Annotated in this window: 26 protein-coding genes and 1 tRNA gene; 10 read left to right on the plus strand and 17 right to left on the minus strand. The window is 63.7% G+C overall.

From position 1 onward, the window contains the following. Nucleotides 1–70: 70 nt before the first annotated feature. Nucleotides 71–1456 carry an oxygen-independent coproporphyrinogen III oxidase gene (gene hemN / locus ABS45_RS09460; protein WP_291555241.1) on the minus strand — a complete coding sequence of 462 codons (1386 nt, stop codon included), beginning with the start codon at nucleotides 1454–1456 and terminating at the stop codon, nucleotides 71–73. 106 nt (nucleotides 1457–1562) lie between these two features. Here hemN and fnr point away from each other — a divergent pair, with 106 nt between their 5' ends. Further along, nucleotides 1563–2279: a fumarate/nitrate reduction transcriptional regulator Fnr gene (gene fnr / locus ABS45_RS09465; protein ID WP_291555242.1), complete on the plus strand. Its 717-nt coding sequence runs from the start codon at nucleotides 1563–1565 to the stop codon at nucleotides 2277–2279. A gap of 231 nt (nucleotides 2280–2510) precedes the next feature. Here fnr and arfB read toward each other — a convergent pair whose 3' ends face one another. Beyond that, entirely contained in the window at nucleotides 2511–2921 is a 411-nt protein-coding gene (gene arfB / locus ABS45_RS09470; protein ID WP_291555243.1) for an alternative ribosome rescue aminoacyl-tRNA hydrolase ArfB, read from the minus strand. A gap of 38 nt (nucleotides 2922–2959) precedes the next feature. On the opposite strand from arfB, the gene ABS45_RS09475 reads away from it, so the two are divergent. Next, entirely contained in the window at nucleotides 2960–3838 is an 879-nt protein-coding gene (locus tag ABS45_RS09475; RefSeq protein WP_291555244.1) for a DMT family transporter, read from the plus strand. Here the strand turns inward: ABS45_RS09475 and ABS45_RS09480 are convergent. From ABS45_RS09480 to ABS45_RS09490, 3 genes are all read right to left on the minus strand, one after another. Continuing rightward, nucleotides 3825–4712: an alpha/beta hydrolase gene (locus ABS45_RS09480; RefSeq protein WP_291555245.1), complete on the minus strand. Its 888-nt coding sequence runs from the start codon at nucleotides 4710–4712 to the stop codon at nucleotides 3825–3827. The two genes, ABS45_RS09475 and ABS45_RS09480, sit on opposite strands and share 14 nt — an antisense overlap. After that, nucleotides 4706–5152 carry a type II 3-dehydroquinate dehydratase gene (aroQ, locus tag ABS45_RS09485; RefSeq protein ID WP_291555246.1) on the minus strand — a complete coding sequence of 149 codons (447 nt, stop codon included), beginning with the start codon at nucleotides 5150–5152 and terminating at the stop codon, nucleotides 4706–4708. Before aroQ ends, ABS45_RS09480 begins: the two co-directional genes overlap by 7 nt. 140 nt (nucleotides 5153–5292) lie before the next feature. Further along, on the minus strand, nucleotides 5293–5670 hold the full coding sequence (locus tag ABS45_RS09490; RefSeq protein WP_291555247.1) for a hypothetical protein: 378 nt from the start codon (nucleotides 5668–5670) through the stop codon (nucleotides 5293–5295). Nucleotides 5671–5832: 162 nt separating this feature from the next. Here ABS45_RS09490 and ABS45_RS09495 point away from each other — a divergent pair, with 162 nt between their 5' ends. After that, nucleotides 5833–7623 carry a glutamine--tRNA ligase/YqeY domain fusion protein gene (locus ABS45_RS09495; protein ID WP_291555248.1) on the plus strand — a complete coding sequence of 597 codons (1791 nt, stop codon included), beginning with the start codon at nucleotides 5833–5835 and terminating at the stop codon, nucleotides 7621–7623. A gap of 30 nt (nucleotides 7624–7653) precedes the next feature. Further along, nucleotides 7654–8964 carry an HD domain-containing phosphohydrolase gene (locus tag ABS45_RS09500; RefSeq protein WP_291555249.1) on the plus strand — a complete coding sequence of 437 codons (1311 nt, stop codon included), beginning with the start codon at nucleotides 7654–7656 and terminating at the stop codon, nucleotides 8962–8964. A 30-nt stretch (nucleotides 8965–8994) separates the two neighbouring features. On the opposite strand, the gene ABS45_RS09505 is transcribed toward ABS45_RS09500, so the two are convergent. From ABS45_RS09505 to ABS45_RS09515, 3 genes are all read right to left on the minus strand, one after another. After that, nucleotides 8995–10032 (minus strand): serine/threonine protein kinase, encoded by a 1038-nt coding sequence (locus ABS45_RS09505; RefSeq protein WP_291555250.1) that lies wholly within the window; start codon nucleotides 10030–10032, stop codon nucleotides 8995–8997. 90 nt (nucleotides 10033–10122) lie between these two features. Next, nucleotides 10123–10198, minus strand: a tRNA-Arg gene (locus tag ABS45_RS09510). 19 nt (nucleotides 10199–10217) lie between these two features. After that, complete coding sequence (locus ABS45_RS09515; RefSeq protein WP_291555251.1) at nucleotides 10218–10853, minus strand: TetR family transcriptional regulator; 636 nt, start codon at nucleotides 10851–10853, stop codon at nucleotides 10218–10220. A 170-nt stretch (nucleotides 10854–11023) separates the two neighbouring features. On the opposite strand from ABS45_RS09515, the gene ABS45_RS09520 reads away from it, so the two are divergent. From ABS45_RS09520 to ABS45_RS09535, 4 genes are all read left to right on the plus strand, one after another. Further along, nucleotides 11024–12283 carry an efflux RND transporter periplasmic adaptor subunit gene (locus ABS45_RS09520; protein ID WP_291555252.1) on the plus strand — a complete coding sequence of 420 codons (1260 nt, stop codon included), beginning with the start codon at nucleotides 11024–11026 and terminating at the stop codon, nucleotides 12281–12283. Nucleotides 12284–12301: 18 nt separating this feature from the next. Next, a complete protein-coding gene (locus ABS45_RS09525; RefSeq protein ID WP_291555253.1) occupies nucleotides 12302–15448 on the plus strand; it encodes an efflux RND transporter permease subunit in 3147 nt (1048 codons plus the stop codon). A 20-nt stretch (nucleotides 15449–15468) separates the two neighbouring features. Next, the gene (locus ABS45_RS09530; RefSeq protein WP_291555254.1) at nucleotides 15469–16914 is read left to right on the plus strand and encodes an efflux transporter outer membrane subunit; all 1446 of its coding nucleotides are present in this window, start codon (nucleotides 15469–15471) and stop codon (nucleotides 16912–16914) included. Nucleotides 16915–17013: 99 nt separating this feature from the next. Further along, nucleotides 17014–17544, plus strand: a complete 531-nt coding sequence (locus ABS45_RS09535) for a c-type cytochrome (RefSeq protein ID WP_291555255.1) — start codon at nucleotides 17014–17016, stop codon at nucleotides 17542–17544. 258 nt (nucleotides 17545–17802) lie between these two features. On the opposite strand, the gene ABS45_RS09540 is transcribed toward ABS45_RS09535, so the two are convergent. The 9 genes from ABS45_RS09540 to ABS45_RS09580 all read right to left on the minus strand — a co-directional run bounded on the left by ABS45_RS09540 (nucleotide 17803) and on the right by ABS45_RS09580 (nucleotide 25169). Beyond that, complete coding sequence (locus ABS45_RS09540) at nucleotides 17803–18219, minus strand: F0F1 ATP synthase subunit epsilon (RefSeq protein ID WP_291555256.1); 417 nt, start codon at nucleotides 18217–18219, stop codon at nucleotides 17803–17805. 103 nt (nucleotides 18220–18322) lie between these two features. Continuing rightward, on the minus strand, nucleotides 18323–19756 hold the full coding sequence (gene atpD, locus ABS45_RS09545) for a F0F1 ATP synthase subunit beta (RefSeq protein ID WP_291555257.1): 1434 nt from the start codon (nucleotides 19754–19756) through the stop codon (nucleotides 18323–18325). Nucleotides 19757–19788: 32 nt separating this feature from the next. Then, nucleotides 19789–20655, minus strand: a complete 867-nt coding sequence (gene atpG / locus ABS45_RS09550) for a F0F1 ATP synthase subunit gamma (protein WP_291555258.1) — start codon at nucleotides 20653–20655, stop codon at nucleotides 19789–19791. Between the two features lie 18 nt (nucleotides 20656–20673). Next, nucleotides 20674–22233 carry a F0F1 ATP synthase subunit alpha gene (gene atpA / locus ABS45_RS09555; protein ID WP_291555259.1) on the minus strand — a complete coding sequence of 520 codons (1560 nt, stop codon included), beginning with the start codon at nucleotides 22231–22233 and terminating at the stop codon, nucleotides 20674–20676. Nucleotides 22234–22275: 42 nt separating this feature from the next. Further along, a complete protein-coding gene (locus ABS45_RS09560; protein ID WP_291555260.1) occupies nucleotides 22276–22815 on the minus strand; it encodes a F0F1 ATP synthase subunit delta in 540 nt (179 codons plus the stop codon). Nucleotides 22816–22825: 10 nt separating this feature from the next. Beyond that, nucleotides 22826–23296 (minus strand): F0F1 ATP synthase subunit B, encoded by a 471-nt coding sequence (locus tag ABS45_RS09565; RefSeq protein WP_291555261.1) that lies wholly within the window; start codon nucleotides 23294–23296, stop codon nucleotides 22826–22828. Between the two features lie 102 nt (nucleotides 23297–23398). After that, a complete protein-coding gene (gene atpE / locus ABS45_RS09570) occupies nucleotides 23399–23665 on the minus strand; it encodes a F0F1 ATP synthase subunit C (RefSeq protein ID WP_211236137.1) in 267 nt (88 codons plus the stop codon). A gap of 69 nt (nucleotides 23666–23734) precedes the next feature. Beyond that, a complete protein-coding gene (gene atpB / locus ABS45_RS09575; protein ID WP_291555262.1) occupies nucleotides 23735–24634 on the minus strand; it encodes a F0F1 ATP synthase subunit A in 900 nt (299 codons plus the stop codon). Further along, nucleotides 24624–25169: an ATP synthase subunit I gene (locus tag ABS45_RS09580; protein ID WP_291555263.1), complete on the minus strand. Its 546-nt coding sequence runs from the start codon at nucleotides 25167–25169 to the stop codon at nucleotides 24624–24626. The genes atpB and ABS45_RS09580 overlap by 11 nt, the downstream gene beginning before the upstream one ends. A 144-nt stretch (nucleotides 25170–25313) precedes the next feature. On the opposite strand from ABS45_RS09580, the gene ABS45_RS09585 reads away from it, so the two are divergent. Both ABS45_RS09585 and lipB read left to right on the plus strand, forming a co-directional pair. Next, on the plus strand, nucleotides 25314–25625 hold the full coding sequence (locus ABS45_RS09585) for a DUF493 family protein (RefSeq protein WP_291555264.1): 312 nt from the start codon (nucleotides 25314–25316) through the stop codon (nucleotides 25623–25625). A gap of 56 nt (nucleotides 25626–25681) precedes the next feature. After that, nucleotides 25682–26329, plus strand: coding sequence for a lipoyl(octanoyl) transferase LipB (lipB, locus tag ABS45_RS09590; RefSeq protein WP_291555280.1), 648 nt, complete (start codon nucleotides 25682–25684; stop codon nucleotides 26327–26329). Nucleotides 26330–26340: the final 11 nt, after the last annotated feature.

Below are 26340 nucleotides of genomic sequence, written 5' to 3' on the forward strand. Positions count from 1 at the left end.
CATACGACTTTGTCGTCAAACGCATGACTGCGTTGGTTCGCCTTGTCCTACGCTTGAATGCACCGCCGAATCAGAGAATTTTGGAAAACTGCGCCCGACTTTCCTTGGCCTGCAGGTAATGGTCGAACACCATGGCAATGCCGCGCACGAAGAACCAGCCCAGCGGCGTGACCTCGATCGCATCCGCGCTCAGATGCACCAGACCATCGTCGTGCATCGCGCGCAGGCGCGCCAGCTCGGGCGCAAAGGTGGCGCGAAAGTCGATCAGGTACGCCGACTCGATGGATTCAAACTGCACGCTGCCCTGGCACATCAGCGCGTTGATGACGGCGCGGCGCAGCAGGTCGTCGCGCGACAGCGCCACGCCGCGCACGATGGGCAGGTGGCCGTGGTCCAGCAGGTCCTGGTACTGCAGCAGATCCTTGGCGTTCTGGCTGTAGGTGGCGCCCACCTTGCCGATGGCGGAATTGCCGAGCGAGATCAGGTCGGCGTCGGGCTGCGTGCTGTAGCCCTGGAAATTGCGGTGCAAACGGCCCTGGCGCTTGGCCACCGCGAGCGAGTCATTGGGCAGCGCGAAGTGGTCCATGCCGACGTAGACATAGCCCGCGGCCTCGAACGCGGCGATGGAGTGCGACAGCATCGCAATCTTGTGCTGGGCCACCGGGATGTCGGCGGTGCGGATATGGCGCTGCGATTTCACGCGCGCCGGCAGGTGGGCATAGCCGTAGAGCGCGATGCGATCGGGCCGCAGCTCGGCCACCTGGGCGATGGTGTGAGCGAACGATTCGGGGGTCTGCCTGGGCAGGCCGTAGATCAGATCGACGTTGATCGAATCAAACCCGATCGTGCGCGCCGCATCCACGAGCGCGAACACCTGCTCGGCCGGTTGCACGCGGTGGACCGCCTTCTGCACCTCGGGGTCGAAATCCTGCACGCCGAAGCTCAGGCGGTTGAAGCCCAGCGCCTTGATGACGGCCAAGCGCTCGGCGCTGATGGTGCGCGGGTCGATTTCGATCGAATACTCGCCCTTGGGTGCGAACGCAAAGTGCTGGCGCAGCATGTCCATCAGGCCGGTGAGCTCCGCGTCATTCAAAAACGTGGGCGTGCCGCCGCCAAAGTGCAACTGGCTCACCGGCTGGCCGGCGCCGCCCAGGTGCCTGACGTGCAGATCGAGTTCGCGCTCGACATAGCCCAGGTAGGGCGCGGCGCGCTCGTGGTGCTTGGTGATGATCTTGTTGCAGGCGCAGTAATAGCACAGCGATTCGCAAAACGGCAGGTGCACGTAAAGCGAGAGTGGCTGGCTGGCGGTGCTGGAGCCCACCCCACGCTGGCGCAGCGCCTGCAGATAATCGTCCTCGCCGAAGGCCTCGACAAAACGATCGGCCGTCGGGTAGGAGGTATAGCGCGGTCCGGGGACATCGAAGCGCTGGATCAACTCGGGGGTAATCATCGGCATGGTCAGCGCTACTGTCGTTCGCCGGGCATGCGGTGTCCTTGATCGGTATCAAGATTGCTGCGTCCTTGCCTAGAATGACCCCCTACGCCACGACTGAGCCCACGCCATGCCCCATCGCGCCCTCCAGATCGCCTGCTCGCGCTGCAGCCTGCGTGAGCTGTGCATGCCGGTTGACGTAACCGCCGCCGACATGGAGCGCCTGGACACCCTGGTCACCACCCGCCAGCGCGTGAAGAAGGGCGAGGCGCTGTATTCGCGCGGCGAACGCTTCAGCGGGCTCTACGCCATACGCTCGGGCTTCTTCAAGACCCGCATCACCACGCACGACGGGCGCGAGCAGGTGACCGGCTTTCAGATGGCGGGCGAGATCATGGGGCTCGATGGCATCGTCTCGGACGAGCACACCTGCGATGCGCTGGCGCTGGAAGACGCCGAGGTCTGCGAGATGCCTTACGACCGCATCGAATCGCTCTCGCACGAAGTGCCGGCGCTGCAAACCCACGTGCACAAGATCATGAGCCGCGAGATCGTGCGCGAGCATGGCGTGATGCTGCTGCTGGGCAGCATGCGCGCGGAAGAGCGCGTCGCCTCCTTCCTGCTGAACCTGCTGCAGCGTCTGCATGCACGCGGTTTCTCCGAGGCCGAGCTGGTGCTGCGCATGACGCGCGAGGAAATCGGCAGCTACCTCGGCCTGACGCTGGAGACGGTGAGCCGCACCTTCTCGCGCTTTGCCGAGGATGGGCTGATCGAGGTCAAGCACCGGCAGGTGCGCATCGTCGACGGCGCGGGGCTGCACGCCATCGTCAACAGCGGCGCACGCTGATGGGTGGCTTCAAGGCGACGCTGAACAAATCCTCGCGCGTCGCGCATCCCTGCTTTGGGCGGTCTGCGACGTTGCAAATCCTCGCCATAGCACCGGCTATGGCTGCGGTTTGCGCCTTGCAGCCCATCCCAAACCAGGGCGCGCGCCATCGCGGAGACTTGTTCAGCGTCGCCTTAATACTATTTAAAAAATAGCTGTTCGCGCTTGATGAACAAGCGCAAACGCCAAATTTCATTCATATTTTCCGACACTGGAGCGCTGCGCCTTGACAGCGCCGCGTTCGCGCTTGGCCTGCAGGCGTCGCTCGCGCGAGGCGCGTGTCGGGCGCGTGGCCTTGCGCGGCGGGGGCGGCGTGACAACCCGATCGACCAGCGCCTGCAGCCGTGCCAGAGCATCGAGCCGGTTGGCCGGCTGCGTGCGATAGCGCTGCGCCTTGATCACCACCTCGCCCGCATCGGTGATGCGCGCATCGCGCAAGGCCAGCAGCCGCTGTTTCACCTCATCGGGCAGTGACGACGCGGCAATGTCAAAGCGCAGATGCACCGCGCTCGATACCTTGTTGACGTTCTGCCCGCCCGCGCCCTGCGCGCGCATGGCGGTGAACCCCACCTCGCGCTCATCCACCAGCAGCATCGTTACCATCCGCATCTCCTGCCATTGCCCCACGCCTGCCCCACCCCATGCCCATCCTCTCACGCCGTCAGCTGGTCGGCCTCACGCTGCTGGTGCTGGCCTGGGGCATCAACTGGCCGGTGATGAAGGTGGCGCTGCGCGAGATGGGACCGCTGTATTTTCGCGCGCTCACCATGGGTCTGGGTGCGCTCGCGCTGGCGGCCTACTTTGCCACGCGGCGCCTGCGCCTGGTGCCGCGCGGCTGGGCCGAATGGCGCGCGGTGGCAGTGCTCGGCCTGCCCAATATCCTGGGCTGGCATGCGCTGTCCATCATTGGTGTGGCACAGCTGCCCGCCGGGCGCGCTGCCACGCTGGGCTTCACCATGCCGGTGTGGACGGTGCTGCTTTCCGTACTTTTCTACGGTGAAAAACTCACCGCACGGCTGGCGCTGGGTGTGGCCGCGGTGCTGGCCGGCATCACGCTGCTGCTGTGGAATGAAATCGCGCAAATCGCCGGGCGGCCCGCCGGCATCGCCTGGATGCAGGGCGCGGCCTTCTGCTGGGCGCTGGGCACCATCTGGATGCGCCGCGCGCGCCTGACGCTGCCGGCCGAGGCACTGCTGGTGTGGATGATGCTTGCCGCTACCGCGGTACTGATTCCGCTGGCGCTGTGGCTTGACCCGCCGCAGCGCTGGAGTTTCAGCGCGCCAGTCTGGGCCAGCCTCGCCTGGGGCGTATTCATCAACTACGGTCTGGCGCAGGTGATCTGGTTCGCCCTGGTGCGCGTGCTGCCGGCCACCACCAGCGCGATGAGTGTGATGGCGGTGCCCATCATCGGCATTCTGAGCGCGCCCCTGGTGATCGGCGAATGGCCGCACTGGCAGGACCTGGCCGCCATGGCCTGTGTGGTGGTGGCGATAGGCGCGGTACTGCTCAGGCGGGCGTAGGCCCGCTGCCGTGTTGCGCCAGCGCGGCGCACAAGGCCTGGTCAAAGGCGCGCGGCTGCTCGTACTGCACCCAATGCCCCGCCTCGGGTATCAAAGTGAAGCTGCGGCAATCGCAGCCGGTGGCGTGCACGGCCGCCTGCAGCTCATCAAAACGACCGCGGTACAGCGCATCATGCTCGCCGTAGATCACATGCGCCGGGCAGCGCACCTGGCGCAGCGCCTGCGCCAGGATGTCGGTATTGGACAGGCGCCGCCGCTGCATGCGGTCGCGCGCGACGTTGTGTGCATGCAGCGCCAGGGTTGCCTCGTCGATCTGGCCCGCATCCGCCAGCATCAGCGCGGCCAAGTTGTGCCGATGCACCTGCTGCTGCGCCTGCATGCTTTCGAGATGCCGCCAGCCGCGCAGAGGGACCCGGTTGGCCCGCTGCTCGGTGAGCGCCGGCGCGCCGACGAGTACCAGCGTGCGCGAGCGCCCCGGGTGGGCCGCTTCCAGCAAGCCCGCCGTCATCGCGCCAAACGAAAACCCCACCAGATCGCAGGGCTGCGCGCCGAACAGGGTTTGCAGCGACTGGTGCAGCGGCTCTATCACCGCGTCTACGTCCTGCCCGACGGCGCCGGAATCGCCAAACCCCGGGATATCCACCGCCCAGACCTCGCGGCCACTGGCGGCCAGCGCTTCGATGTTGCGCAGCCAGTGCGTCCAGCTGCCGCTGCCGCCATGCAGCAGCACCAGCGGCGGCAGGGTCTGCGTCGCCCGGCCCCAGACATGCCAGACAACGTCGCTTTCCCGCTCCGCCAGCGGGGTGCGGATGCAGCGCGCCTGCCGCGCCAGCCGCTGCACCGATGCAGGCGGCGTCGCAAGCTGGGTTACCACTGGGCGATCGCGTCGATCGCGAGTGCATAGCCCGCCACGCCCAGCCCGCAGATGACGCCACGCGCAGCGGGCGAAATCCAGGAATGGTGCCGGAAGGACTCGCGCGCAAAGACATTGCTGATGTGCAATTCGATCAGCGGCACGCCCGTGCCCTTGATGGCATCGAGCAGCGCCACGCTGGTGTGCGTACAAGCGCCGGCGTTGAGCACCACGCCCGCGAGCAGGCCAGCGGCGTGCTCGCGCCCGGCCTCGTGAATCCAGTCCACCAGCACGCCCTCATGGTTGCTCTGACGAAACACCATGGAAAAGCCATGCCGCGTGCAAGCAGCCTCGCACAGCCGCTCTACATCCGAGAGCGTCTGTGCGCCATAAACCTGCGGCTCGCGCGTGCCCAGCAAGTTCAAATTGGGGCCGTTGAGGACATGGACAACACGGGACATGGGCAGGCTTTCAGTGCGATCATCAAAGACGCCCTGCATCACGCACCGCTGGGCGGTGTGCAAGGCAGTCCCAATTATGCGGTGGCACCCACAACGAAAACGGCCCCGCGCGGAGCCGTTGATTCACACTGCGCCCCTGCTCAGCGCCAGTCGCGGCGGTGGTCGCGGCGATCGTGCCGGTGCTCCCGACGTTCGTGCCGGTGCTCCCAGCGCTCGTGGCGGCCACCCCAGTAGGGACGCTGCGGGGCATAAATCACTGGCGGGGCATAAACCACGGGCGGCGGGGCGTAGTACGCGGGCGGTGGTGCGCGGTAGACCGGCGCGGGTGCGTAGTACGCCGGCGGTGGCGAGTAATAGACCGAGCCTGCGTTGCTTGCGCCCAGAACAACGCCGGGCACCCCGATGCCGACCGACCAAGTGACATTGTCACGTGCCAAGGCGTTGGTGGCGCCCAGCATCAAAGCCATGGCCACCCCCGCCGAGGCTGCTGCGGCCAACCAAGTACGACGAACAGTCATTGCCTTCTCCTGAAAAAACGACTGGATTGCAGCCAATACCCGCATAACGCGCGACATGGCGCTCAGGATGGCATGCCAAGGTATTTATCTTGTGTCTGAACGTAGGCAGTCGTGTATCCGGGCGTAACCCGGAAGCTGCCAACGCCTCCTAGAATCCCTGCCATGAGTACGCCAGACACCGCACCCACGCCGCTCACGAATTTCCTGCGGCAAATCATCGAGGCCGACCTGGCCCAGGGCACGCACGCGCAAAAACGCTGGGCCGGCACCCCCGGCGACGCGGCGCACCAGGCCACGGCGGCGGTGGACCCCGCCCGCATCCGCACGCGCTTTCCGCCCGAACCCAACGGCTACCTGCACGTCGGCCACGCCAAGAGCATCTGCCTGAACTTCGGCCTGGCGCGTGACTACGCGGGCGTGTGCCACCTGCGCTTTGACGACACCAACCCGGAAAAGGAAGACCAGGAGTACGTGGACGGCATCATCGACGCCGTGCACTGGCTGGGCTTTGACTGGAATGACCCGGACGGACACGAGAACCTGTACTTCGCCAGCCGCTATTTCGACTTCATGTACCGCGCGGCCGAGTACCTCATCGAGACCGGCCACGCCTATGTGGACGAACAAAGCGCCGAGGACATGCGCGCCAACCGCGGCGACTTCGGCAAGCCCGGCGTGAACAGCCCGTTCCGCGATCGCTCTTCCGCTGAAAATTTACAACGTTTTCGCGAGATGCGCGGCGGCCAGCATGCGGATGGCGCCATGGTTTTGAGAGCAAAAATCGACATGGCCTCGCCCAACATCAACCTGCGCGACCCGGCGATTTACCGCATCAAGCGCGCCGAGCACCACGCCACCGGCAACGCCTGGTGCATCTACCCGATGTACACCTTCGCGCACCCGATCGAGGATGCGCTGGAATGCATCACGCACAGCATCTGCACGCTGGAATTCGAAGACCAGCGGCCGTTTTACGACTGGCTGCTCGATCGCCTGGCAGACGGCGGCCTGATCGCCACGCCGCGCCCGCACCAATATGAATTTGCGCGACTGAACCTGACCTACGTCGTCACCAGCAAGCGCAAGCTCAAGCACCTGGTGGACAGCGGCATCGTCAGCGGCTGGGACGACCCGCGCATGCCAACAATAGTCGGCCTGCGCCGCCGTGGCTACACGCCAACGGCGATCCGCGCATTCTGCGAGCGCATCGGCGTCACCAAGGACTATTCCTGGATCGACTACGCGACGCTGGAAGGCTGTTTGCGCGAAGACCTGGAACCGTTTGCGCACCGGGCGATGGCGGTGCTCGATCCACTCAAGCTCGTGCTCACAAACTGGGACGAGGCCATGGGCGCGGGCCACCTGGAGCCCTGCCAGCTTCCCGCCTTGCCCCACGGGGCCGGGGGCCAGACCGTGCCGCAGCGCCACTTCCTGCTCGGGCGCGAGGTGTGGATAGAGCGCGAAGACTTTGCCGAGGCGCCGCCCAAGGGCTACAAGCGCCTTTTCGTGGGCAACAAGGTGCGCCTCAAGGGGGGCTACGTGATCGAATGCACCGGCTGCGTGAAGGACGCGAGCGGCGCCATCACCGAGGTGCAGGCGCTGGTGATCCCGGAAACCAAGAGCGGCACGCCCGGCGCCGACAGCGTCAAGGCCAAGGCCGCGATCACCTGGGTGGGCGCGCACGACGGCGTGCCCGCCGAGGTGCGGCTGTACGACCGGCTCTTCACCGATGCACAGCCGGACGCGGGCGGCAAGGACTTCCTTGCGCTGCTCAACCCTGAGAGCCTGAAGACCGTCACCGCCTGGGTCGAGCCTTCATTGGCGCAGGCCCAACCCGACGACAAATTCCAGTTCGAGCGCCACGGCTACTTCGTCGCCGACCGCCACGATCACGCGAGCGACCACCTGGTGTTCAACCGCATCACCGGGCTCAAGGACTCCTGGGGCAAGTAGACTGCGGCACGACACGCATTGCACTCTGGCATGAGCGAGATTCCAGCAACCCCGGCCAGCGACCCGCTGGGCAACGACCATTACCTGCGCGCCGTCACCGCCATGGCGCAAACCCATGAGGTCGTGGCCCATGGTGCGATCTACAGCGAAAGTGGCATCAAGCTGATCGACAAGGGCACGCGCATCGACGGCCGTCTGCACGAGCGGCTGGTGCGCCACAAGCTGCGCGAGCCAGTGGACGCCCACCTCACGGTTGCCAATGCAGTCACCCCCGCCGCGCTGCTGGCGCAAGCCGAGCAATTGCTGCAAACCGCCTGGCTGCCCCAGTTGCTGGCGCAGGCACTGGGCGGCAGCGCCCGCTTGCTGGCCCCGCTCAAGGCCTTGTCGCTCACACCCGGCATCGCGTTCAAGCTCACCGTCATGCGCGAGCAGATGCCGGACCTGCTCGTGCACAGCCTGGAGGTCATGCTCACTGCGCAGTACCTGGCGCTCGCCAGCCAGATGCCGGAGGCCGCTTGCAATCGCCTGGCGGTGGCCGCGCTGCTGCACGATCTGGGCGTGCTGCACATGGACCCGGTGTGGCGCGACCCGAATCACCAGGTGACCGGGACCGAACGCAGCCACCTGGTGGTCCACCCGATCACCGCCATGATGGTGGTACGCGATGCCGGGGTCTATGGCCGCGCGGTGGAAACCGCCGTCCTGGAGCACCACGAACGCATGGACGGCACGGGTTACCCGCGCGGGCTTGCGGGCGACCAGATTTCCGCACTCGGGCAGGTACTCCTGCTGGCGGAGGTGGTGGCGGCCATTGCCGAGAAATACGCGCACGACGCGGTATCCCAACTCTCGCTGGTGCTGCGACTGAACCGCCGCAAATTCCCGCCGCAACTCACCCAGCACACCCTGGCCCTGCTCAATGGTGCGGACGACGCTGACAGCACGCCCACCGCCCCGCCCAAGGAACAACTGCAGGCCTTGATCCACCAGCTCCAGCAGGCCTTTGACCAATGGCAGGCCGCCAAGGCCGCCTGCCATTTGCCCGACGATCTGGCGCAGCACTCCGGCCCCATGGCCTTCGTGCAGGAGCGCCTGCGCAGCCTGGAGCACACCCTGATAGGCGCCGGCATGCGCAGCGGCGATCTGGAGCACTTGCAGGACGACGCGGTCGGCCTGTCCGAGCTCTCCTTCGTGGTGCGCGAAGCGCTCTGGCAGCTGACCAGCATCGTCAACGGCTGCGAGCGGCGCTGGCCCGCGGAGCTGCAAGCGCAGACCGACCCGCAAGCCGTGGCGGCTGCCCAGTGGTGCCAATGGGTGCGCGACATGGCCCGCGCGGCTTGAGACCCGCCCTGCCCCCATCCCGCGCAGCGTTCAGGCGCTGAGCGGCTCCTCCTGCATCGCCTCAATCTGCTCGCGCAGCATCGCCACCTGGCCACGCCAGTAGTCGGGCGTGCCGAACCACGGAAAGTGAATCGGAAAGGTCGGATCGACCCAGCGCCGCGCCAGCCACGCGCTGTAGTGGATCAGGCGCAGTGTGCGCAGCGGCTCGATCAGCGCAAGTTCGCGCCGGTCAAAATCGCGCACCTGCTCGTAGCCGTCGAGCAAGGCCGAGAGCTGCTGCGTGCGCTGGCGCCGCTCGCCCGAGAGCAGCATCCACAGGTCCTGCACCGCCGGGCCCATGCGCGCATCGTCCAGATCGACGAAGTGCGGGCCGCCGCCGAGTTCATGGGCCGGTGTCCAGAGCACGTTGCCCGGGTGGCAATCGCCGTGCACGCGGATCAAACTTGCATTTTTCAAGCCGAATTGGCCTGTAGCGCTTGATGGACAAGCGTCAGGAGCTATCAACGCAAGAGCATCCACACACAAGGCCTGCCACTCGCCACGCACCTCGGGCGCCACCGCCTCATGGGCCAGCAGCCAGTCGCGCTGCGCCTCGCCCCAGGCCTGCGCACTGAACGCCGGGCGCTCGGCAAACGGCCCCGCGCTGCCCACGGTGTGCAGGCGCGCGAGAAAACGGCCCAGCCATTCGAGCACCTCGAAGTCGTCGAGCTCCGGCGGCCGACCGCCGCGCCAGGGGCTGACCGAGAACGCGAAGCCGCCGTGTTCATGCAAGGTCTGACCGCCCAGCACCAGCGGCGCCACGACCGGCACCTCGGCCCCGGTGAGCTCGGCAGCAAAGGCGTGCTCCTCCCGAATCTCTGCCCTGCTCCAGCGCCCGGGCCGGTAGAACTTGGCCACCACGCGGCTGCCATCCTCCAGGCCGACCTGATAGACGCGGTTCTCGTAGGAGCCCAGCGCCATCAGGCGGCCATCACCCGCCAAGCCCACCGCAGCGAGCGCATCCAGAACTACGTCGGGCGTGAGGGCTGCGTAGGGGTGGGAGGTGCTCTGGGCGTCGGCTTGCGTCATGCAGGCGATTGTCCAGGACATGAAAAAACCCGCAATGCCGGGAAACATGCGGGTTTCAAGGGGGGCCCGGGATAAACCGGGATGGTGTTTTGGCGCGGCTGGCGGGGATCGAACCCACGACCCTCGGCTTCGGAGGCCGATACTCTATCCACTGAGCTACAGCCGCACAAAAAAGAAGCTGTCGATTATCGCATGTCACTCTGTACGTGAAGGCGATAGCCCAATCCACGCAGATAGGCCGCGACAGCGCCCGAACCGACTTGCTCCAGGGCAAACGGCGCGCTGCCCAGAATCCAGGCTTGCAGCAAACCATCGAACAGCGCCTGCAGGCCGAGCGCCGCATCGGCGGCGCTCATCGGCAACGCGATGCCCTGCTGAGTGGCGGCCAGCGCCAGGTCTTTCGTCAGTTGCGCGTGAAAACGCAGCAGCGCCGCCTGATGGCGCTCGCGCACCGCGCCCAGTTCAGCCACGTACTCCACGCGGTACATCGCGATCTCGAACACGCGGCGCGTGTGCGGGTCGCCGACCACGGTGGCAAACAATCGCGCCACCGCGCCACGCACGCGCTCCAGCGGATCGCCTGGAACATCACTCGCGCACGCGTCCGCTTCCAGCGGCAAGGTCACGCGATCCATCATGGCGTTGAACAGATCGACCTTGTCCTTGAAGTGCCAGTAGATCGCGCCGCGCGTGGCACCGGCTGCCTGCGCAATCTCGGCCAGCGAAGCACGGCCGACGCCCTTGGCGTAGAACACGGCCTCCGCTGCATCCAGAAGCGCCTGCCGGGTGGCGTCTGCGTCTTCCTTGGTGCGCCTGGCCATCTGAAAAAATCCTCAAAAAAAGGGAAAATCCCCGCTCGTTCAGATTCTGGAATTATACATTCAATGATGTATGTATAATTCCGGGCTCTGTCTTCGTGCACCCGATTGCGCGCGGCCGTCCATGCGACGGCGCTGCCGCCGGCCGGTGCATCGCCCAGCAAAGGAATTTCATGTTGCGACTGCCTTCCTCGGCCCGTCCCGCCTCTCGTTTGCCCTCGCGCGCGCTGGCGCTCTCGTTGGCCCTGGCGGGCGCATTGGCACTCAGTGCCTGCGGCCAGTCTGGCGCCCAACCGGCTGGGGGCGGCACGCCACCGCCGCCCCAAGTCGGCGTGGTCACCGTGCAGCCTGGCAACGTAGGGCTGATCACGGAACTGCCCGGGCGCCTGGAAGCCTCGCGCATGGCCGAGGTACGTGCGCGCGCCGCAGGCATCCTGCAAAAGCGGGTGTTCACCGAGGGCAGCGATGTCAAATCCGGGCAGAAGCTGTTTCTCATCGACGACGCGCCTTATCGCGCCGCCGTCGCGCAAGCGCAGGCCAGCCTCGCGCAGGCACAGGCCAGCCTGGCGCAGAGCCGCGCACTGGCCGATCGTTATGCGCCGCTGGTGGCTCAGAACGCCGTCAGCAAGCAGGATTACGACAATGCCGTCGCGGCGCAGCGCGCCGCTGAAGCCAACGTGGCCGCCGCCAAGGCAGCGGTGACGGTGGCACAGATCAACCTGGGTTATGCGACCGTGACCGCGCCCATTTCCGGGCGCATCGGCCGCGCGCTGGTGACCGAGGGCGCCCTGGTCGGCCAAGGCACGCCGACGCAGCTGGCGCTGATCCAGCAGATCAATCCGCTCTATGTGAATTTCACGCAGTCCGCTGCCGACGCGCTCAAGCTGCGCGCGCAGATGGCCAGCGGCAAGTATCAGTCGGCCGGCGCCAATGCGGCCAAGGTCAGCGTGATCCTGGAAGATGGCAGCACCTACACCCACACGGGCAAATTGCTGTTCACCGATCTGTCCGTCGACCCGACCAGTGGGCAGGTGACGCTGCGCGCCGAAGTGCCCAACCCCGAGCACGCATTGCTGCCCGGTCTGTACGTGCGTGTGCGGCTGGAGCAGGCGCAAGCGGACAACGCGGTGCTGCTGCCACAGCAGGCGGTGACGCGCTCACCGGCCGGCGATACGGTGATGGTGGTCGGCGAAGGTGGCAAGCTCACTGCGCACCCTGTCAAGCTCGGACCCAGCCAGGGCGACAGCTGGGTGGTGCTGGACGGCCTGAAGGCCGGCGAGCAGGTGATGGTGGATGGCTTCCAGAAGCTGCCGCGCGTCAAACCTGGCGATCCGATCATCGTGCAACCCGTGCCATGGACGGCCCTGGGTGTCGCTCCTGCCAAGGCGCCCGCCGCACCGGCCAAGGACGCGGCTGCCGCGGCCAAGTCCTGATCGCCGGGAGCACGGCACATGGCCAAGTTTTTCATTGAACGACCCATTTTTGCGTGGGTCATCGCCATCTTCATCATGGTGGCAGGCGCGGTCTCGATCACCAAGCTGCCCATCGCCCAATACCCGGCGGTGGCGCCACCGACGATTCAGGTTTCGGTCGCCTACCCCGGCGCAACGGCACAGGTGCTGGAAGACTCCGTGCTTGCCGTGATCGAGCGCGAGATGAATGGTGCCACCGGCCTCGTCTACATGGAGACGACCAGCCAGGCCAACGGCACCGGCTCGCTGGTGCTGAGCTTTGAAACCGGCATCAACCCCGACCTGGCGCAGGTGGACGTGCAAAACCGCCTGTCGCGTGCCACGCCCCGCTTGCCGTCGGCCGTGGTGCAACAAGGCGTGCGGGTGGAGAAGTCACGCTCCAACTTCCTGCTGTTCTCGATGCTCACCACCGAGACGCCCGACGTCACGATCGAGGCACTCAACGACTACGCCGCGCGCAACATCGTGCCCGAGCTGCAACGCCTGCCGGGCGTCGGCACGGTGACCCAGTTCGGCGCTGAACGCGCCATGCGCATCTGGATCGATCCGGCCAAGCTCAAGGGTTTCAATCTCTCGCTCGATCAGGTCAACGCCGCCATTCGCGCGCAGAACGTGCAGATTTCCGCCGGCAATCTGGGTGACCTGCCCAGCACCCCTGGTCAGGCCACCACGGCCACCATCGTCGTCAAAGGGCAGCTGACCACGCCCGAGCAGTTCGGCGCCATCGTGCTGCGCGCCAACACCGATGGCTCCAGCGTGCGCGTGAGAGATGTCGCCCGCGTTGAGCTGGGCGCGCAAAGCTACAGCGGCGGCGCCCGCCTGGACGGCGCCGAAGCGGTGGGCATGGGCGTTCAGCTCACCCCCACGGCCAACGCGCTGCAAACCGCCAAACTGGTGAAAGCCAAGCTGGACGAGTTGCAAAAATTCTTCCCGCAGGGTGTGAAATACGCCATTCCGTACGACACCTCGGTGTTCATCTCGGTTTCGATCCAGAAAGTGGTCGAAACACTGTTCGAAGCCGTGGCGCTGGTGTTCCTCGTGATGCTGCTGTTCCTGCAGAACCTGCGCTACACCATCATCCCGACCATCGTCGTGCCGGTGGCGCTGCTGGGCACCTTTGCAACGCTGCTGGCGTTGGGCTTTTCGATCAACGTACTGACCATGTTCGGCATGGTGCTGGTGATCGGCATCGTGGTCGACGACGCCATCGTGGTGGTGGAGAACGTCGAGCGCATCATGACCGAGGAAGGACTCTCGCCGCTGGAAGCCACACGCAAGGGCATGGCGCAAATCTCGGGCGCCATCATCGGCGTCACGGTGGTGCTGATCTCGGTGTTCGTGCCGCTGGCCTTCTTCCCGGGCTCGACGGGCAACATCTACCGCCAGTTCGCCGCCACCATGGGTACATCCATCGCGTTCTCGGCCTTCCTGGCGCTGTCGCTCACGCCGGCGCTGTGCGGCACGCTGCTCAAGCCCATGACCGAAGGGCATGCCGAGAAACGCGGCTTCTTCGGCGCCTTCAATCGCGGCTTCAAGCGCACCACCCACCGCTACGAATCGGGCCTGTCACGCCTGCTGCACCGCGGCGGACGCATGATGGTGGTCTACGCGGCACTGATCGCCGTGGTGGCGCTGATTTACACCAAGCTGCCAACCTCCTTCCTGCCCAATGAAGATCAGGGCAATCTGATCACCAACGTTCAACTCCCTCCGGGAGCCTCGCTCGCCCGTACCGAAGTAGCGCTCAAGGCGGTGGAAAAGTACTTCCTCGCGCAACCCGAGGTGGAGCACATCGTGACCGTGGCCGGATTCTCGTTCTCCGGCCAGGGGCAGAACGCGGGTCTGGCCTTTGTCACGCTCAAGCCGTGGGACGAGCGCAAAGGCGCGCAGCACGACGCCAGCTCCATTGCCAACCGTGCCACGATGGCGCTGTACGGCTTCCGCGACGCCTTCCTGTTCGCCATCAACCCACCGCCCATCCCGGAGTTGGGCAACGCCGCGGGGTTCACTTTCCGACTGCAGGACCGCGGCGGCAAGGGCCATGAGGCACTGGTCGCGGCGCGCAACCAGTTGCTGGGCATGGCAGCCCAAAGCAAGCTGCTGGCCGGCGTGCGGCCAGACGGCATCGAAGACGCGCCCCAAATGCAGATCGAGATCGACCGCGACAAGGCGGCGGCGCTGGGGGTGGGCTTTGACAGCATCAACGCAGCGCTCTCGACCGCGCTCGGTTCCGCCTACATCAACGATTTCCCGAGTCAGGGACGATTGCAACGCGTGGTGGTTCAGGCGGACAGCAAGGCGCGCATGCAACCCGAAGCGGTGCTGGATCTGCCGGTGCTGAACAACAAGGGGCAGGTCGTGCCGCTCAACACGTTTGCCAGCACGCGCTGGATCACCGGCGCGATGCAGACCGTGCGCTACAACGGCTATCCCGCGATGAAGATTGCCGGCGGCCCGGCGCCCGGCCTGAGCACCGGCGAAGCCATGGCCGAGATGGAGCGCATTGCCGCCAACTTGCCCGAGGGCTTCGGCTACGAATGGACCGGGCAGTCACGCGAGGAAAAGCTCGCTGGCGGCCAGGCGATGATCCTCTACGCCTTCTCGCTGTTGGCGGTGTTCCTGGCGCTCTCCGCACTGTACGAGAGCTGGGCCATTCCGTTCGCCGTGCTGCTGGTGGTGCCGCTGGGCGTCCTGGGCGTGCTGGTGGCCACGCTTTTCCGCGGTCTCGCCAACGACGTGTATTTCCAGATCGGCCTCGTGACCATCATCGGCCTGTCGGCGAAGAATGCCATCCTGATCATCGAATTCGCCAAGGATTTGCATGCGTCCGGCAAGAGCGTGTTCGAGGCCGCACTGGCTGCCGCGCACCTGCGCTTTCGCCCCATCATCATGACCTCGCTGGCGTTCACCCTCGGCGTGATGCCGCTGTTCCTGGCGACTGGCGCAAGCTCGGCCAGTCAGCGCGCCATCGGCACCGGCGTGGTCGGCGGCATGATCACGAGCACCTTGCTCGCCGTCCTGTTCGTGCCCACCTTCTTCGTATTGGTCCGCAGCTTCTTCAAGGGCAGCAAGCGCCAGCAGGAGCATGATGCCGAGCAAGCCCACCTGCACGGCAACGACCATTGACCACTGACAACGAGCTTTCCATGATGCAAACCACCCACTCGACGCGTACGCTGGGCGCTGCCCTGGTGACGCTGATGCTCGCCGGCTGCAGCTTCATCCCCGTTTACGAGCGGCCAGCGGCCCCCGTCCCGGCCAGCTACCCCACCACCATGCCGGCAGATTCCACTGGCGCGAAATCGGCAGCCGACATCCGCTGGCAGGACTACTTCACTGACGCGCGGCTGCAATCGTTGATCCAGCTGGCGCTGGAGAACAACCGCGACCAACGCACCGCCGTACTGCGCGTGGAACAGGCACGCGCGCAGTTTGATATCCAGCGCGCAAACGAATACCCCACGCTCAACGGCATTGGCAGCTTCACCCGCCAGCCCAGTACCACCACCGGCAAGTACGGCTCGGTCTGGCAGGTGGGCGCTGGCATTGCCAGCTGGGAGATTGATTTTTTTGGCCGGGTGGCCGCACTCAAGGAACAGGCGCTGGCCCAATACCTTGCCACCGACGAGGCGCGCAAATCCGGGCAGATCAGCCTGGTTTCCGCAGTGGCGTCTGGCTGGCTGGCGCTGATGTCGGACGAAGAGCTGCTTGACCTCTCGCGTCGCACGCTGCAAACGCGCGAAGAGTCCGTCAAGCTGACGCAGTTGCGGCTGGATAACGGCATCAGCTCGGAGCTCGATCTGCGACAGGCGGAAAGCCTTGCGCAACAAGCGCGTGCCACGCTGGCCCAGCAGGAACGCCAGCGCATGCTGGACGAGAACGCACTGGTGCTGCTGATCGGTCAACCATTGCCCGATGACGTGCGCTCCAGCCTTGCGGCCTCACGCCTGGCCAAGGCCACTCCCATGCAGGCTCTGCCGGCCGGCCTGCCGTCGGATTTGCTGCAACATCGTCCGGATATTTCAGCCGCAGAGCAGCAGCTGATCGGTGCCAACGCCAATATTGGCGCAGCACGCGCAGCGTTCTTCCCTCGCATTTCGCTGACGGCGCAACTGGGTACGGTCAGTACTGAACTGTCAGGCTTGTTCAAGAGCGGCTCCTGGGCTTTTTCCTTCGCACCGCAGGCGGTCGTGCCGATTTTTGACGCCGGACGCAACCAGGCCAATCTGCAAGCCGCTCAGGTCGGGCGCGATATCGCCGTGGCCCAGTATGAAAAATCCATTCAGACGGCCTTCCGTGAAGTGGCTGACGCCTTGGCGGGCCGTGCCACACTGCAAAAGCAGCTTGAAGCGCAGCAGGCACAGGCCAAGTCGGATTCGCGCCGGTTTGAGCTTTCCGATCTTCGCTACCGCAATGGCGTTTCCAGTTACCTCGACCTGCTCGACGCACAACGCTCGCTGTTCGCATCCGAACAGGCTCTGGTGCTCACGCGGTTGCAACAACTGCAGAACCAGGTGACGCTTTACAAGGTTCTGGGGGGCGGCTGGAGCGCGGCCGCCGATGACAAGGTGGCCACAAGCAGCCACCCGTAGCCGGGATCGAGCTGCAATTGGTGTCCAGATACGAATGGACACTCCTATAATCGGAACTATTGCCACACGCGCGACACCTCTGTATTCATCGAGAACACCATGAGCCAGGAACACGACGAGACAAACCACGGATTGATCAATACGCCCATGCAAACCCTGGTCGCGGCCGGGTTGGGTTTTACTGTGCCGGTGTTCGTCATCATGGGGTTGGTGACTTTCTATTCGTCGGGCACAAAGACCGGCGTGGGTGCAATTCCGACACCACAAGCCTTGGAACAGCGCATCGAGAAGGTGGGTGAATCCGAAGTCGGCGATCCTGCAAAAATTGCAGCCGCAGCCGCGGCCGCACCAACGGCAACCGCCGCTGCAGCGCCTGCCGCCGCGCCGGCCGCTGATGCGGGCAAGAAAATCTACGACACCACCTGCGTGGCCTGCCACGGCACCGGTGTGGCCAATGCTCCCAAGTTGGGCGACAAAGAGGCTTGGGCGCCACGCCTTGCCGCAGGGTTTGACGAAGTGCTGAAGATTGCCACGCAGGGCAAAGGCGGAATGCCTCCCAAAGGCGGCTCCAGTGCTTCAGATGCCGATTTCAAGGCGGCTGTCGAATATCTGGTCAACGCGGCCAAGTAGGTAGCTCTGTCATAGTCGCCCGGCGCGATCTTTGCACGCACTCGGCGTTCGCTGTGCCAAGCCTTGGGAGCCTGGCGACATGACGTATCCAGATTGCGGTGTTGCAGGGGCGCGCGACGACGCCTCTTGATGACACGAGTCTCCGCTTAGACTGGCTAACGAGCTGGCTACACCACAAAAAAAGCCCGCAAATGCGGGCTTTTTCACAAAAACGGGACCAGCGCAAGCCGCCCAGCGCGTGTTCTGTCTCGCTTGGAATCAGCGCTTCTCGCGGAACTTGCGCAAGGCAGCGATTTGTGCCGCCATGATTGCCAGCTCGGATTGCGCACGCGCGAGATCGATCTCGCTTTTGGCATGCGACAGCGCCTCCTGGGCCTGCTTGCGCGCTGTTTCCGCCTTCTCTTCGTCGAGGTCTCGACCACGGATCGCGGTATCAGAAAGCACCGTAACGCGGTCTGGCTGAACCTCCAAAATTCCACCTGCGACGAAGACAAACTCTTCTTCACCATTGGCGAGCTCAATGCGCACCGAGCCTGGTTTGATGCGGGTGATCAACGGCGTGTGCTTGGGCAGGATTCCCAGTTCACCTGATTCCCCAGGCAACGCGACAAACTTCGCCTCACCCGAAAAAATGGATTCCTCGGCACTGACCACATCGACATGGATCGTATTCATGGGGGACTCCTACAGTTAGATGTTTCGCACCGGGCTGTTCGCGTGATCCAGCTCGAGCCTGCGCTCGACCAAGCCTTGACGGGCTTCAGCCCAGGCGCTCACATCAGGCAGCCAGTTTCTTGGCCTTTTCGAAGGCCTCGTCGATCGTGCCAACCATGTAAAACGCCTGCTCAGGCAGATGATCGCACTCGCCCGCCACAATCATCTTGAAGCCGCGGATGGTTTCCGCCAGCGACACATACTTGCCCGGCGAGCCGGTGAACACTTCCGCCACGTGGAAGGGCTGCGACAGGAAGCGCTGAATCTTGCGCGCGCGTGCCACCACCAGCTTGTCTTCAGGGGCCAGTTCGTCCATCCCAAGGATGGCGATGATGTCGCGCAGCTCCTTGTAGCGCTGCAGCGTGCCCTGCACGTCACGAGCCACTTTGTAGTGCTCTTCGCCCACCACATGCGGGTCAAGCTGGCGGCTGGTGGAGTCCAGCGGGTCGACCGCGGGGTAGATACCCAGGGCGGCGATGTCACGCGAGAGCACCACGGTGGAGTCCAAGTGGGCGAACGTCGTCGCTGGCGACGGGTCGGTCAAGTCGTCGGCCGGCACGTACACAGCCTGAATGGACGTGATCGAACCCACCTTCGTGGAGGTAATACGCTCTTGCAGCTTGCCCATTTCCTCGGCCAGCGTTGGCTGGTAGCCCACGGCGGAAGGCATGCGGCCCAGCAGCGCGGACACTTCGGTACCGGCCAGGGTATAGCGGTAGATGTTGTCCACAAAGAACAGCACGTCGCGGCCTTCGTCACGGAAGGACTCGGCGATCGTCAAACCCGTCAGGGCCACGCGCAGACGGTTGCCCGGGGGCTCGTTCATCTGGCCGTACACCATGGCCACCTTGGACTCGGACAGGTTCTCCTGCACCACGACCTTGGAGTCGGACATTTCGTGATAGAAGTCATTGCCCTCACGGGTACGCTCACCCACGCCGGCGAACACGGACAGGCCCGAGTGCGCCTTGGCGATGTTGTTGATGAGTTCCATCATGTTCACTGTCTTGCCGACGCCGGCGCCACCGAACAGACCGACCTTGCCGCCCTTGGCGAACGGGCACACGAGGTCGATCACCTTGATGCCGGTCTCCAGCAGCTCCTGCGAAGGCGAAAGCTCGTCGTAGGCCGGAGGCGCGCGGTGAATCGACGCCGTGAGCGTCTGATCCACGGGGCCGCGCTCGTCGATCGGATTGCCGAGCACGTCCATGATGCGACCCAGCGTGGCCTTGCCCACTGGCACCGTAATCGGCGCTGCAGTGTTGGTCACCATCAGACCGCGCTTCAAACCATCGGACGAACCAAGGGCAATGGTACGCACGATACCGTCGCCGAGCTGCTGCTGCACTTCCAGCGTCAGCGCGGAGCCTTCAAGCTTGAGTGCATCGTAGACCTTGGGCATCTGGTTGCGCGGAAACTCCACGTCCACCACGGCACCAATGCACTGAACAATCTTGCCCTGAACGCCAGCGTTCGCTTGGGTATTCTCTTGAGCCATTTCTTTGCTCCAAAAATAGGTAAAAACCGGGGTCAGACAGCCGCCGCGCCAGCGACGATTTCCGAAAGCTCTTTGGTGATGGCCGCCTGGCGCGTCTTGTTATAGACCAGTTTGAGCTCACCGATGATGTTGCCCGCGTTGTCCGTCGCGGCCTTCATCGCCACCATCCGCGCCGATTGCTCGCTCGCCATGTTCTCGGCGACCGCCTGATAGATCAGCGACTCGACATAGCGGACCAGCAAGTCGTCAATCACGCTCTGCGCATCCGGCTCGTACAGATAGTCCCAGCCTGGTCCGCTCTTGTGCTTGCGCATTTCTTCGGACGACAGCGGCAGCAGCTGTTCGACGACCGGCTCCTGCCGCATGGTATTGATGAACTTGGTGTAGCTCAAATACACCGCGCTCACCTTGCCTTCGGAATAAGCGTCAAGCAAAACCTTGACCGGCCCGATCAGCTTCTCAAGATGCGGTGTATCGCCAAGCGCCGTCGCTTGGGAAACCACCTTGGCGCCAACACGATTGAGGAACCCCAACCCTTTGCTGCCAATGGCGACCGCTTGCACGTCCTTGCCCGCGCCTTGAAGATCGCGCAGCTTGTTGGTGACAACCCGCAGGACGTTGGTGTTGAGACCACCACAGAGCCCCTTGTCGGTCGTCACCACGATGATGCCGGCGGTCTTGGCATCGTTCAATTTCATGAACGGATGCACGTATTCCGGGTTGGCATCGCCCAAGTGCGCGGCGATGGATCGCACCTTGTCGGCATAAGGCCGGGCTGCGCGCATGCGCTCCTGCGCCTTGCGCATCTTGGAAACGGAGACCATTTCCATGGCCTTGGTGATCTTCTTCGTATTCTCGAAGCTCTTGATCTGCCCGCGTATTTCCTTGCCTGTTGCCATGTCGGGTTCCTCCTGCGCTCAGGCGAAGGATTTTTTGAACGCGGTGATGGCTTGCGTCAGTTCGGCTTCATCCTTGCCTTCCTTGTCAAAGGCCCGGTTCTTCTCCAAGCGTCCCAGCAGATCGCCGTGGCTGGACTTTAGGAACTGGTGTAATCCGGACTCGAAGGACAGCACTTTCTTGACATCCACATCGTCCAGGAAGCCCTTGTTCACCGCGAACAGCGTGGCACCCATCAGGCTGATGGGCAAGGGGTTGTATTGCGCCTGCTTAAGCAGTTCCGTGACGCGAGCGCCACGATCCAGCTGCTTGCGGGTGGCCTCGTCCAGATCAGACGCGAACTGCGCGAAGGCCGCCAGCTCCCGGTACTGTGCCAAATCGGTACGGATACCACCGGACAAGCCCTTGATGATCTTTGTCTGTGCCGACGATCCGACACGCGAGACCGAGATACCGGCGTTGATGGCGGGACGGATACCGGCGTTGAAAAGACTGGTTTCCAGGAAAATCTGGCCGTCAGTGATCGAGATCACGTTGGTCGGCACGAAAGCCGACACGTCACCCGCCTGCGTTTCAATAATCGGCAATGCGGTGAGTGAACCCGTCTTGCCCTTGACCTCGCCCTTCGTGAACGCTTCGACGTAGGCTGCATTCACGCGCGCCGCACGCTCCAGCAAGCGGCTGTGGAGATAGAACACATCGCCGGGGAAGGCTTCACGGCCTGGCGGACGACGCAGCAGCAGGGACACCTGACGATACGCCACAGCCTGCTTGGACAGATCGTCGTAAATGATCAGCGCATCTTCACCGCGATCACGGAAATACTCGCCCATGGTGCAGCCGGAGTACGCCGAAACGTACTGCATGGCGGCAGATTCAGAGGCCGAGGCGGCAACGACGATGGTGTACTCCATCGCGCCGGCCTGCTCCAGAGAGCGCACGACATTCTTGATCGACGATGCCTTCTGACCGATCGCGACGTAGATGCAAGTGACGCCCTGGCCCTTCTGGTTGATGATGGTATCGATGGCCACCGCCGTCTTGCCAGTCTGGCGGTCACCGATGATGAGTTCGCGCTGCCCGCGACCGATGGGCACCATGGAGTCGATGGACTTCAGGCCGGTCTGCAGCGGCTGGTCCACCGATTGGCGCGCGATAACGCCCGGAGCGACCTTCTCGATCACGTCCGTCATCTTGGCGTTGATTGGACCCTTGCCGTCGATCGGCTGGCCAAGCGCGTTGACCACGCGACCCACCAGTTCAGGACCCACCGGCACTTCCAGAATGCGGCCCGTGCACTTGACGGTGTCGCCTTCGGAGATGTGCTCATAAGCACCCAGAATCACGGCCCCGACCGAGTCGCGCTCGAGGTTGAGCGCCAGGCCGTAGCTGGGCTGCCCTTCCGCATCGGCAGGAAACTCCAGCATTTCGCCCTGCATCACGTCTGAGAGACCATGAATGCGCACAATGCCGTCGGTGACCGACACGACCGTACCCTGATTACGGATATCGCTGCTGGCAGCCAGTCCTTCGATGCGGCTCTTGATGAGCTCGGAAATCTCTGCGGGATTGAGTTGCATGACTCTTTCCTTCCTTCGTTAAAGTTGCCGCGCTCAAGGCACTCAGGCCGTGAGCGCAACCTTCATTTGTTCCAGACGAGCCTTGACGGAAGTGTCCAGCACTTCGTCACCGACCACCACGCGCACGCCGCCGATCAGTGATGAATCCACTTTCACCGACAGGTTGAGCTTGCGCCCAAAACGCTTCTCCAGCACCGCGCCCAGATCGGCGAGGGCAGCCTCATCAATGGGAAAGGCGCTGACCACCACAGCGTCCGAGGAACCCTTGGTTTCATTGACCAGGGTTCGGAATTGCTCGGCAATCTCGGGCAGAACCCGCAATCGACCATTCTCGATCACTGTGCGCAGAAAGTTGCTCGCCATCGGAGGCAACGAGCCGCGCACCACTGCAGTGATCACGCCGAAAACTTGCTCCGTCGTGACTTTGGGGCTATCAGCAACCTCGCGCAACTGCGGATGCGCCGCGATGGCAGCCAGTTCGTCCACCCATCCGGTGGCGACGCCCAAATCCGCACCCTCCGCGGTGCACGCCTTGAAAAGCGCTTCCGCATAGGGTCTGGCAATAGTGGCAAGCTCAGCCATGGCGTATTCCTTACAGTTCAGTCTTCAAACGGCCCAGCAATTCAGCATGGACGGACGGATTGACTTCCCTGCGCAGGATCTGCTCGGCGCCTTTGACCGCGAGCTGCGCCACCTGTTCACGCAACGCTTCGCGCGCCTGCACGCTCTGCTGCTGCGCTTCGGCCTGGGCGGCGGCAACAATCTTGCTGCCCTCCACCGTCGCTCGGTTTTTGGCTTCTTCGATGATGGCGCGCGCCTGGCGCTCGGCATCAGCCAAGCGCTGCGTGCTTTCGTTGCGCGTTTCAGCAAGCTGCTGCTCGACACGCTGGTTGGCCGCAGCCAGTTCGCTCTTGGCCTTGTCGGCGGCAGCCAGGCCATCGGCGACCTTCTGCGCACGCTCGTCCAGCGCATTGGCGATCGGCGGCCACACAAACTTCATCGTGAATGCCACGAGCAGCAAAAACACGATGATTTGAATGATGAGGGTAGCGGTGATGCTCACGATGGTTCCTTGGATTGCAGCGGCAGCGGGGCCGCAAGACTGAAATTGTGCGCGGACGCGCCGCCTGGCGACGCATCCATGCATTCCAACCCGGTCCGGAACTTACTTGGCGATCTGCGCGATTTGACCCAGGAAGGGGTTGGCCGTGGCGAACCACAGGGCGATACCCACACCAATGATGAACGCCGCGTCGATCAGGCCGACCAGCAGGAACATCTTGGTTTGCAATTCACCCATCAACTCGGGCTGGCGCGCGGCCGATTCGAGGAACTTGCTGCCCATGAGGCCGATGCCGATACAAGCACCGACGGCGCCCAAGCCAATGATCAGGCCGGCGGCCAAGGCAACAAAGCTGATAACTTCCATGATGACTCCTAGTGGAACAGGTTGATTGAGGAACGAAAGGGGAAACGGTACGTGGCGGCACCAAGCGCCGCATCAATGGTGATCGTGCGCTTGGCCGATATAGACCAGCGCAAGCATCATGAAGATGAAAGCCTGCAGAATGATGATCAAAATGTGGAAGATGGCCCACGCCAAGCCGGCAATCACGTGCCCGATGGCAAGCCCGATACCGGTACCGGTCAGCGCAAAGGCACCACCCATCAGCGCGATCAGCATGAAAATCAGTTCACCGGCATACATGTTGCCGAACAGTCGCAGTCCGTGCGAGAGGGTCTTGGAGGCAAATTCAATGATCTGCATCGCAAAATTCACGATGCCCAACAATACCGCCATCACCGGGTTCTTGCTGGTACCAAACGGTGCGGTGACCAGCTCATGCGCCCAGCCACCGGCGCCCTTGATCTTGATGTTGTAGTACAGACAAATCAACAGCACCGCCACCGACAGACCCATGCTGCCCGACACGTCAGCCGTCGGCAGGACACGCATGTAGGCATGCGCCGGATCACCACCTGTGGCACCGATGATCCAACCCCACACCGTCGGGATCAAATCCACCGGCAACAAATCCATGGTGTTCATCAGGGTGACCCAAATGAAGATGGACAGACCCAACGGCGCCACGAATTTGCGGCTCTCGGCGTTCTTGATGATGCCCTTGGCCTCGTTGTCGACGAACTCAACGAGCATTTCCACGGCTGCCTGAAACCGCCCCGGCACTCCGGAACTGGCCTTGCGTGCGGCCGCCCACAGAACCCAGAAAGTCAGCGCCGCCAACAGCACCGAAAAAATCACCGTGTCAAAGTGAATGACCGACATGTCAAACACCGCGGTGGACGTGCCGTTCTGCCAGAAATGCAAGTGGTGAATAACATACTCACCCGCGGTTGGACCATGTTCCACGGCAGATGTCACAGCGCTCTCAGCAGCCATCGGTTCGTTCTTTCCGCGCCCGTCCGGACTTCAGGGGCCGAACCCACAACAGGCCGACCCAATACATCTTGATTGTCAGCACCAAACTGATCAGCAAGGCTGGCCAGCTCGGCACCCCCAGAAACTTCGGCGCCGCCATCAGCAGCCCCATGGTCAAGACCAGCTTGACCCCCTCCCACAGCAACAACCCCGCCAGCGCCGCCCCCGGAGGGAAACCGTGCCTGGCCCAGCGCACCGTGCCGACCGCCGCAACCGCCGCAGGAATCACGCCGGCTGCCGCGCCGTACGCCGCAGACCAGGCAACAGCAGCGCTTTGCGTCAACAGACACGCAGCGAGAGCCACCACCAGCCCCGTCAACGCCTCCCAGAGAAGTGCCCGCGATAGAGGCACCTGTGGATACAGGCTGCGCCATTGGCGCGCCTCCTCGGCCGTCATGGGCCGGAAGGCTTGCTCGTCATCGTGGCAAAAAGACGCCTCTGCTGCCTTTGCAACTGCTTGTCGCACCGAGGCGTTTTTTCTCGTATCGTCAGACACGGCCCCGGCACCTGCAATCATTCACAAAACTTTTCGATTATACGTAAAAACCCGGGGGTGCTGAACGTTTCGCGCAGCGACTTGCATTTTTCGTCGTTTTCGTCTGCAGCCACCGAATCGGAGCGCGCTGTTATCCTATGTCTCATGAACAACACGGAGCATCCCCTTCCCATCATTGGCGGCAGCGCCAATGCACCGCAAGAGAGCCTGATCGAGTACCCCTCCGCATTCCCCATCAAGGTCATGGGCAGACACCACGACGGCTTTGTCGGTGCCATCACGCAGCTGGCACGCCAGTTTGACCCCACTTTCGACGCATCCACCGTGGAGTTGCGCCCCAGTGGCAAGGGCAACTACCTCGGCGTCACCATCACGGTGACCGCGACCAGCCGCGAGCAACTGGACGCTCTGTACCGCGCATTGACGGCCCATCCCATGGTCAAGGTGGTTCTGTAGTGCCCCTGCACCCCTGTCCACTCGGACGTGTCGAATACGAGGCCACGCAACAGGCGATGCAGGCATTCACGCTGGCGCGCAATGAAACAACGGGCGATCAGCTCTGGTTATGCGAGCACGATGCAGTTTATACGCAAGGGGTTGCAGGGAGTCCCTCACACATCCTGGAGACCCACGGCATTCCCGTTGTACGAACCAACCGCGGGGGGCAGGTGACTTACCACGGCCCCGGTCAGGTGGTGGCTTACCCGCTGATCGATCTGCGCCGCCGAGGCCGGGGGTATGGTGTCAAGGAATACGTTCATCAGCTTGAGGAAGCCGTGATTCGCACCTTGGGCGATTACGGCATCACCGGTCATCGCGTTGCCGGGGCGCCGGGCATTTACGTGCGCCTGAGTAATCCACGCAGCCACGCCATGCTCCCGCAACGGCCTCGGTACCGAGCCGTCGGCAGCCCTGCTCCCGCTCCGGATTTCGCCGATGTCGGCAAGATCGCTGCGCTCGGCATCAAGGTCAGCCGCCATTGCACCTACCACGGGGTAGCGCTCAACGTCGCAATGGACTTGGCCCCTTTTGCAAACATACATCCTTGCGGCTACGCCGGCCTGACCACCTTGGATCTTTCGAGTGTCGGTGTGCATACGTCTTGGCAGGAGGCCGCCGATCGCCTCACCAAACACCTGCAGGCACAGCTTGCTGATTGAGGCCAGGGATT

The sequence above is a fragment of the Comamonas sp. SCN 65-56 genome (assembly GCF_001724135.1).
In the GTDB taxonomy this organism is placed as follows: domain Bacteria; phylum Pseudomonadota; class Gammaproteobacteria; order Burkholderiales; family Burkholderiaceae_C; genus Comamonas_C.

What these genes read in the sequence shown, in the direction of transcription:
- hemN (WP_291555241.1), bottom strand. Translation starts at nt 1,456, where the DNA reads ATGCCGATGATTACCCCCGAGTTGATCCAGCGCTTCGATGTCCCCGGA.
- fnr (WP_291555242.1), top strand. Translation starts at nt 1,563, where the DNA reads ATGCCCCATCGCGCCCTCCAGATCGCCTGCTCGCGCTGCAGCCTGCGT.
- arfB (WP_291555243.1), bottom strand. Translation starts at nt 2,921, where the DNA reads ATGGTAACGATGCTGCTGGTGGATGAGCGCGAGGTGGGGTTCACCGCC.
- ABS45_RS09475 (WP_291555244.1), top strand. Translation starts at nt 2,960, where the DNA reads ATGCCCATCCTCTCACGCCGTCAGCTGGTCGGCCTCACGCTGCTGGTG.
- aroQ (WP_291555246.1), bottom strand. Translation starts at nt 5,152, where the DNA reads ATGTCCCGTGTTGTCCATGTCCTCAACGGCCCCAATTTGAACTTGCTG.
- ABS45_RS09490 (WP_291555247.1), bottom strand. Translation starts at nt 5,670, where the DNA reads ATGACTGTTCGTCGTACTTGGTTGGCCGCAGCAGCCTCGGCGGGGGTG.
- ABS45_RS09495 (WP_291555248.1), top strand. Translation starts at nt 5,833, where the DNA reads ATGAGTACGCCAGACACCGCACCCACGCCGCTCACGAATTTCCTGCGG.
- ABS45_RS09500 (WP_291555249.1), top strand. Translation starts at nt 7,654, where the DNA reads ATGAGCGAGATTCCAGCAACCCCGGCCAGCGACCCGCTGGGCAACGAC.
- ABS45_RS09505 (WP_291555250.1), bottom strand. Translation starts at nt 10,032, where the DNA reads ATGACGCAAGCCGACGCCCAGAGCACCTCCCACCCCTACGCAGCCCTC.
- ABS45_RS09515 (WP_291555251.1), bottom strand. Translation starts at nt 10,853, where the DNA reads ATGGCCAGGCGCACCAAGGAAGACGCAGACGCCACCCGGCAGGCGCTT.
- ABS45_RS09520 (WP_291555252.1), top strand. Translation starts at nt 11,024, where the DNA reads ATGTTGCGACTGCCTTCCTCGGCCCGTCCCGCCTCTCGTTTGCCCTCG.
- ABS45_RS09525 (WP_291555253.1), top strand. Translation starts at nt 12,302, where the DNA reads ATGGCCAAGTTTTTCATTGAACGACCCATTTTTGCGTGGGTCATCGCC.
- ABS45_RS09530 (WP_291555254.1), top strand. Translation starts at nt 15,469, where the DNA reads ATGATGCAAACCACCCACTCGACGCGTACGCTGGGCGCTGCCCTGGTG.
- ABS45_RS09535 (WP_291555255.1), top strand. Translation starts at nt 17,014, where the DNA reads ATGAGCCAGGAACACGACGAGACAAACCACGGATTGATCAATACGCCC.
- ABS45_RS09540 (WP_291555256.1), bottom strand. Translation starts at nt 18,219, where the DNA reads ATGAATACGATCCATGTCGATGTGGTCAGTGCCGAGGAATCCATTTTT.
- atpD (WP_291555257.1), bottom strand. Translation starts at nt 19,756, where the DNA reads ATGGCTCAAGAGAATACCCAAGCGAACGCTGGCGTTCAGGGCAAGATT.
- atpG (WP_291555258.1), bottom strand. Translation starts at nt 20,655, where the DNA reads ATGGCAACAGGCAAGGAAATACGCGGGCAGATCAAGAGCTTCGAGAAT.
- atpA (WP_291555259.1), bottom strand. Translation starts at nt 22,233, where the DNA reads ATGCAACTCAATCCCGCAGAGATTTCCGAGCTCATCAAGAGCCGCATC.
- ABS45_RS09560 (WP_291555260.1), bottom strand. Translation starts at nt 22,815, where the DNA reads ATGGCTGAGCTTGCCACTATTGCCAGACCCTATGCGGAAGCGCTTTTC.
- atpB (WP_291555262.1), bottom strand. Translation starts at nt 24,634, where the DNA reads ATGGCTGCTGAGAGCGCTGTGACATCTGCCGTGGAACATGGTCCAACC.
- ABS45_RS09585 (WP_291555264.1), top strand. Translation starts at nt 25,314, where the DNA reads ATGAACAACACGGAGCATCCCCTTCCCATCATTGGCGGCAGCGCCAAT.
- lipB (WP_291555280.1), top strand. Translation starts at nt 25,682, where the DNA reads ATGCAGGCATTCACGCTGGCGCGCAATGAAACAACGGGCGATCAGCTC.